This is a genomic window from Pallidibacillus pasinlerensis, assembly GCF_009996845.1.
Taxonomy (GTDB): domain Bacteria; phylum Bacillota; class Bacilli; order Bacillales; family Caldibacillaceae; genus Pallidibacillus; species Pallidibacillus pasinlerensis.
Window position 1 is genome coordinate 43463 of the sequence record NZ_JAACYS010000016.1, and the last position, 6631, is coordinate 50093.

The window sequence follows — 6631 nt, forward strand, 5'->3', positions numbered from 1 at the left end:
ATCTTTCTTATTTAGATTAAAAATGTGTTCCTTATTAAAATCGTTTAAGTAGAAAAGTTATCCTATCTATTTTTTAATGATCTAATGAAAGTACGGTAAAAAATATTTACTAAAAGATGAATTTAGGTGAGGATATTGTCAATTTTTTACAAATATTACTTCATGTCATCGTACCTGTTTTTCTACTAATTATTATTGGTGCTTTTCTTCATCGGAAATTTCAGCTTGATCTACATACATTATCAAAATTAAATATGTATTTACTCATGCCTGCAGTCAGTTTTGTTAGTGTGTATCAAAATAAAATCCCGGTGGAAACATTCGTATATATTCTTATTTTTTAGTTCTGCAAAGTAGTATTTTAATGATTTTAAGCGCAGGAATTGCCAAGGTTGCAAAGTTTGATAATAGTCTTACAGCAGCATTTTACAGCCGTTATCTATTTATCTATGATATTATTTTAAATTGATAGATTAAATGTTTTTCATTTTAATAGACAATTAGACAATGTACTTCATAACATCAAATAGGCATTTGTCGTTCGTTTGTTCATCGTGTTAAGATTAATGCAATATGCTTTGAGGGGACAAGAAAATGAAAGTACCAATTATATATGAAGATAATCACTTACTAATTATTGAAAAACCAATTAATGTACCCGTTCAAGAAGATAGTAGCGGTGATCCCGATTTATTATCCATATTAAAAGACGATATTAAAGTTCGATATCAGAAACCGGGTAATGTTTATTTAGGACTTGTGCACCGGCTAGATCGCCCCGTGGGTGGTGTAATGGTGTTTGCAAAAACGTCAAAAGCTGCTTCTCGGTTATCCGATATGCTACGTAGAAATGTTATAGAGCGAAAGTATTTAGCGGTTGTTCATGGAAAGCCGGATAAAGATAAAGGTCAATTAGTACATTATCTATATAAGGATAAACAGAAAAATAAAGTATCTGTTGTTTCACGTGAAAATGCAAATGGTAAAAAAGCAGTGCTTAATTATGAAGTTTTAGATTCGAAAAATGGTTTAAGTCTTTTATCAGTTTACTTACAGACGGGGCGCCCACATCAAATTCGTGTGCAACTATCAACCATTGGGCACCCCATTTACGGTGATCAAAAATATGGTGAACATTTAACGAAACCGGGTAAACAAATAGCCTTATGGTCGTATTCACTTGAACTTGAACACCCAGTACGTAAAGAGCCAATGCATACAATTTGCTTACCACCTAAATACGAACCTTGGGATATGTGGGATATTAAATAATAATGTTATTACCAATATTTTCATAAATTGAATAGCTCTGGAATACCAGTCACCAATTTTTGGTGGCTTTTTTTGCCTTTCTCAAATATAAAATTGTAAATTCAAATAAACCATTAACGGATATCGGACATAATGTTTTCACGATTTTTGGAAAAGATATTATTAACCAATCCCCTGACTACTGATTCACGGGTTTGTTAAGAAGACATCCTTTTTATTTTTACTTCGTATAATTATCAAAATACCCTTGAATATAAACGATTGGTGTTCCTTTATCTCCACTGCCGGAAGTTAAGTCAGATAAGGAACCAATTAAATCGGTTAAACGACGTGGTGTTGTTCCTTGTGATTCCATAGAACCAACTAAATCATCATCTTTATTTTGAATATATTCAGCGATCGCCTTTTGTAATTCTTCCCCTTCTAAATGGGCGAAGTTATTATCCGCTAAGTATTTAAGTTTAATTTCATTTGGTGTACCTTCAAGGCCTGGAGTATAGGCTGGAGATACGACAGGATCAGCTAACTCCCAGATTTTACCTGAAGGATCTTTAAAGGCACCGTCACCATAAACCATAACTTCGATTGTTTTACCTGTTGCTGCTTTTAGTTTTGCTTGAATTCCTTCGACAATCGGTTGACAGTTATTCGGGAATAGTTTGATTGTATCTTCTGTCGCTTTGTTTGACCCTAGAAGACCGTAAGCTTCGTTATATCCACTACCATTAATCGGTTTGTTTAAAATATCATCAAGTCCATAAACGGTTTCTGCCCCATTATTTTTAAGAATACGTTTTGTTCGATGACGAGAGTGAATATCACAAGCTAAAACATGTTTTGTGTATTGTAAAATTGTAGCGGCGTTATTCGAGAAAATAATCTCACATGTTGCCCCTTCACCTTCCACAATACTACGATAATATTCAATATAGTCGACACCAGTAAATGGGTGTTTTTGATAACCAAAATGTTCACGGAATTCTTTTTCCGTTAAAACATCTGTCCAAGGGTTAATCCCCTTTTCATCAAGTTGATCAATACTCACTAAATGGTTACCCACCTCATCTGATGGATAACTTAACATTAAAACTACCTTTTTTGCGCCTCTTGCAATTCCTTTTAAGTTTAAAGCGAAGCGGTTACGACTAAGAATCGGGAAAATAACACCGATTGTTTCGTCTCCATACTTTTCTTTTATATCTGTTGCAATATCATCAACTGAAGCATAGTTACCTTGTGCACGGGCTACAATGGACTCAGTGATGGTCACGATATCCCGATTTTCGATTGAATAACCTTCAATTTTAGCTGCATTTAAAACAATATCAACAACAACTTGTTCAATATCATCGCCTTGGTTAATAATTGGTGCACGTAAACCGCGTACTACAGTTCCAACTGCTCTTTCCAAATGAATCGCTCCTTGAAATTTTTTATGTCATTTATAATGAGAGTAATTTATTAAAGTAAAAAAATAAATTCCTTCTTATATTATGTATTGTTTTCTCACATTACTTACTATACTTTTAAAAGGGATATTAGTAAAATTAATATTAATAATATCTGTTATAAGGGTGGATTATATGATAGGGAAACTAGATTTATATCGCATTTTTAACACGGTTAGTCGGAGTAACAGTTTTTCTGAAGCGGCAAGGGAATTATATATGACCCAATCAGCTGTTAGTCAGGCGATTTCAAAATTAGAAAACGAACTTGATGTTCAACTTTTTCACCGAACACCTAAAGGGATTGAGCTAACAAATGAAGGAAAATTGTTACAAGAACACGTGACATCAGCTTTAGCGATTATTGGTGTCGCCGAGGATAAGTTGTTAGAATTTAAACGGTTAAAAACTGGAGAGTTGCGTATTGCTGTTGGGGATACAATCTCCCGGTATTATTTATTACCATATCTTGAAGAGTTTCATTTTAAATATCCGGGGATTAAATTAACGATTATCAATGGGACAACATCGGAAATTCGTTCATTAATTAAAGCCGGTCAAGCCGATTTAGGGATTTGTAATTTACCAATTGAAGATGAACAGCTTGAGATTTTACCTTGTAAAGAAATCCAAGACATCTTTGTTTGTGGAGAAAAGTATAAACGATTAGCGAGAAAGCCAATTCGTTTTGAAGATCTTTTGAAATTACCGTTAATCTTTTTAGAGAAAAAGTCGAATTCACGTATATATGTGGAAGAATTTTTTAAAAAGCAAGGTTTGCAACTGTCCCCGTCCTTTGAGCTTGGCTCCTATGATTTACTGATTGAATTTGCGAAAATTAACTTAGGTATAGCTTGTGTGATTAAAGAGTTTTCCAAAGATTATTTAGATAAAGGTGAGATTTATGAGTTGCAACTTGAACAAGACATCCCAAAACGAAGTATCGGAATTTGTTATTTAAAAAGTGTTCCATTATCCCATGCAGCTGAACAATTTGTTCAAAGACTTAATCAATTTAATGAATATCGTATAGAGTATTAGTTTGGCTAAGTTTTTATGTGACTCGTTCGCTGTGAAAATATTTTATTATTATAATAACCCTATTTCCACAGTTTCATTTTCGAGAATATGTGAATGTTAATTTTAATGAATGAGACTTTATGAAGTGGAATAAAAATGCTAATGAAGAAGTTGGAAGATGAATGGAACGATTTGCGAGAGTATAAATGAGATAAAAGTATAGATTTTCTATTTTACATACTAATTTTTATTGAATGTGCCTCTTTTTACACAAAAACTTCATAAAACTTTCAAAAGGATGAAAATTATTTTATAATAATAGTAAAAAGTAATTTGATATATAAATATTTTAATACTTTTACATCAATGTTACACTGTAGTTGTTAGTAATCTTTTGTAAAATACTGCACGATTTAGCAAGACATAGGTACAATGACAAAAGCCAGTTGTTTAATGAATCTTATTTCTAGCATTCTTTTAATTTTTAAATGCTAGTTTGATTTTACGGCTTTGTTATAGCGCTTACATCTTTTAAAATCTTAGGGGATAAGGGGAAAGATAAAATGAGTGACACACAATCGAAGTCAGATGTAATTTTGATTGGCGCCGGTATCATGAGTGCAACATTGGGGACATTTTTAAAAGAATTGGCACCGGAGTGGAGTATTAAAGTTTTTGAAAAACTAGATAAACCTGCTGAAGAAAGCTCTAACGCGTGGAACAATGCGGGTACAGGACATGCTGCACTATGTGAATTGAACTATACACCGGAAAAGCCAGATGGTTCAGTTGATATTACAAAGGCAATCAATATCAACCAACAATTTGAAATTTCCAAGCAATTTTGGTCATACTTAGTAAATAAAGAATTAATTCAAAATCCACAAGATTTTATTCGTCCATTGCCACATATGAGTTTAGTGCATGGCGAAAAAAATGTGCAATTTTTAAAGAAACGTTACGAACTTTTATCGAAAAATCCATTATTCGAAGGAATGGAATTTTCCGATGATCCACAAAAAATTAAAGAATGGGTTCCACTAATTATGGAAGGCCGTACGGATAACGAACCAATCGCGGCTACGAAAATTGACACAGGTACCGACGTAAACTTCGGTGCTTTAACAGAAATGTTACTTGGGCACTTACAACGTCAAAATGTTGAAGTACATTACAGTCATCAAGTGCAAGATGTAAAACGTTTAAGTAATGGCTATTGGGAATTAAAAGTGAAAAACCTTACAAGTGGTGAGGTTGCTCGTCACCAAGCGAAATTCGTATTTATTGGTGCTGGTGGGGCAAGCATTCATTTATTACAAAAGTCAGGAATTCCAGAAGGTAAAGGTATTGGCGGATTCCCAGTTAGTGGTTTGTTCTTAGTTTGTAAAAATCAAGAAGTTGTTGAACAACATTTTGCCAAAGTGTACGGAAAAGCTAAAGTTGGTGCACCACCAATGTCTGTCCCTCACTTAGATACACGTTATATTGATGGTAAAAGAGCGTTGTTATTCGGACCGTTTGCCGGATTCTCACCAAGATTTTTGAAAACAGGTTCATTATGGGACTTATTCGCATCGGTGAAACCACACAACTTCTTAACTTTATTAGCTTCTGCTGGAAAGAACTTTTCCTTAGTAAAATACTTGATTCAACAATTAATGTTAACGAAAGAAAAACGAATCGAGGAATTGCGTGAATTTATCCCGAAAGCAAAATCTGAGGATTGGGATATTGTCATTGCTGGTCAACGTGTACAAATTATTAAAGATACAGAAGCTGGTGGAAAAGGAACGTTACAATTTGGTACAGAAGTAATTAGCGCATCTGATGGTTCAATTGCAGCTCTGTTAGGTGCTTCTCCAGGTGCATCAACAGCTGTTCATATTATGCTTCAAGTCATTGAAAAATGTTTCCCACAATATTTAAACGAATGGGAACCAAAAATTAAAGAAATGGTCCCATCTTATGGCGCATCTTTAGTAGATAATTTAGATCTTTTAGAAGAAGTTCAAAAGTTATCAAATGAAGCACTTCGCTTAACTGAGTTTGAAGTGGACAAAGTGAAAGTTGCTGACCAAGGCGATAAACAGCCGGCTTTTAATTAATAGATATATAATTTGGGATTGTTGAGCTGCCTGGGACGTTGTATTCAGGTGGCTCTTTTTTGAGTTTTGTAGTTTGTGAGGTTTAATTTCATGAAAATAGGGCTAGCTTATGGGCTAGCCTTTTGTTTGGAATTGCGGTTTATTCAAAAATATAGCTAATGACATCAAGTGCTTGATCAATTGTTTCTACTGTAACGTTAGCTTTGTTGGAAAGTTCTTTTAACGGATGGATTAAAGATTCAGGTCGAATAATAATTGTTGGTTTATTTAAAGCGATTGCTGTACTTGCATCCATTGCTGTATTCCACTGCTTATATTTTTCACCGAACAATGCGATCACTAAATCTGCTTTATTCATTAATACTTGTGTTCTTAAGTTGTTAATATCAGAAGCTGCTTCGTCTTTGTAAAGTTTCCCTGGCTGTTCCCCTAATATTTCATTACCGATATTATCTGAGCGATCATGGTCTGTTTGTGGACCAACGAAAGTCAGTGGTAAATTTCGCTCTTGAGCTTTTTTCTTTACTTCCTCACGCCAATCATCATGAATCTGTCCAGCTAAATAAACAACTAACTTCATAAATCCCCCTCCATTATTATGTATTCTAAGTTAATCATATTAAACTTTGATGATGATAGCAAAGGAAGGAGTTTCGGGTGGGTGATATACACATATTACTTAATGGTGTAGGATAATAATTAAAAGAAATAAGCTTGAAATGTCTTTCATTACGGTAATGAAGGACATTATCTCAAAAAAAGCTTACTAAGTGTCCTTCATGGGGG

The 6631-nt window shown here is 33.9% G+C and carries 6 protein-coding genes; 4 read left to right on the forward strand and 2 right to left on the reverse strand.

The features are described 5' to 3' along the window. The first annotated feature begins 116 nt into the window (after positions 1-116). Both GW534_RS05400 and GW534_RS05405 read left to right on the forward strand, forming a co-directional pair. The gene (locus GW534_RS05400) at positions 117-344 is read left to right on the forward strand and encodes a hypothetical protein (protein ID WP_161920039.1); all 228 of its coding nucleotides are present in this window, start codon (positions 117-119) and stop codon (positions 342-344) included. Positions 345-594: 250 nt separating this feature from the next. Next, positions 595-1272 carry an RluA family pseudouridine synthase gene (locus GW534_RS05405; RefSeq protein ID WP_161920040.1) on the forward strand — a complete coding sequence of 226 codons (678 nt, stop codon included), beginning with the start codon at positions 595-597 and terminating at the stop codon, positions 1270-1272. Between the two features lie 220 nt (positions 1273-1492). Here GW534_RS05405 and GW534_RS05410 read toward each other — a convergent pair whose 3' ends face one another. After that, a complete protein-coding gene (locus GW534_RS05410; RefSeq protein ID WP_161920041.1) occupies positions 1493-2683 on the reverse strand; it encodes a coenzyme F420-0:L-glutamate ligase in 1191 nt (396 codons plus the stop codon). Between the two features lie 172 nt (positions 2684-2855). On the opposite strand from GW534_RS05410, the gene GW534_RS05415 reads away from it, so the two are divergent. Both GW534_RS05415 and GW534_RS05420 read left to right on the forward strand, forming a co-directional pair. Beyond that, positions 2856-3761, forward strand: a complete 906-nt coding sequence (locus GW534_RS05415; RefSeq protein ID WP_161920042.1) for a LysR family transcriptional regulator — start codon at positions 2856-2858, stop codon at positions 3759-3761. A 542-nt stretch (positions 3762-4303) separates the two neighbouring features. Next, positions 4304-5845 carry a malate:quinone oxidoreductase gene (locus GW534_RS05420; protein WP_161920043.1) on the forward strand — a complete coding sequence of 514 codons (1542 nt, stop codon included), beginning with the start codon at positions 4304-4306 and terminating at the stop codon, positions 5843-5845. 139 nt (positions 5846-5984) lie between these two features. Here the strand turns inward: GW534_RS05420 and GW534_RS05425 are convergent, their stop codons facing one another. Further along, positions 5985-6425 (reverse strand): YtoQ family protein, encoded by a 441-nt coding sequence (locus tag GW534_RS05425; protein ID WP_161920044.1) that lies wholly within the window; start codon positions 6423-6425, stop codon positions 5985-5987. Positions 6426-6631: the final 206 nt, after the last annotated feature.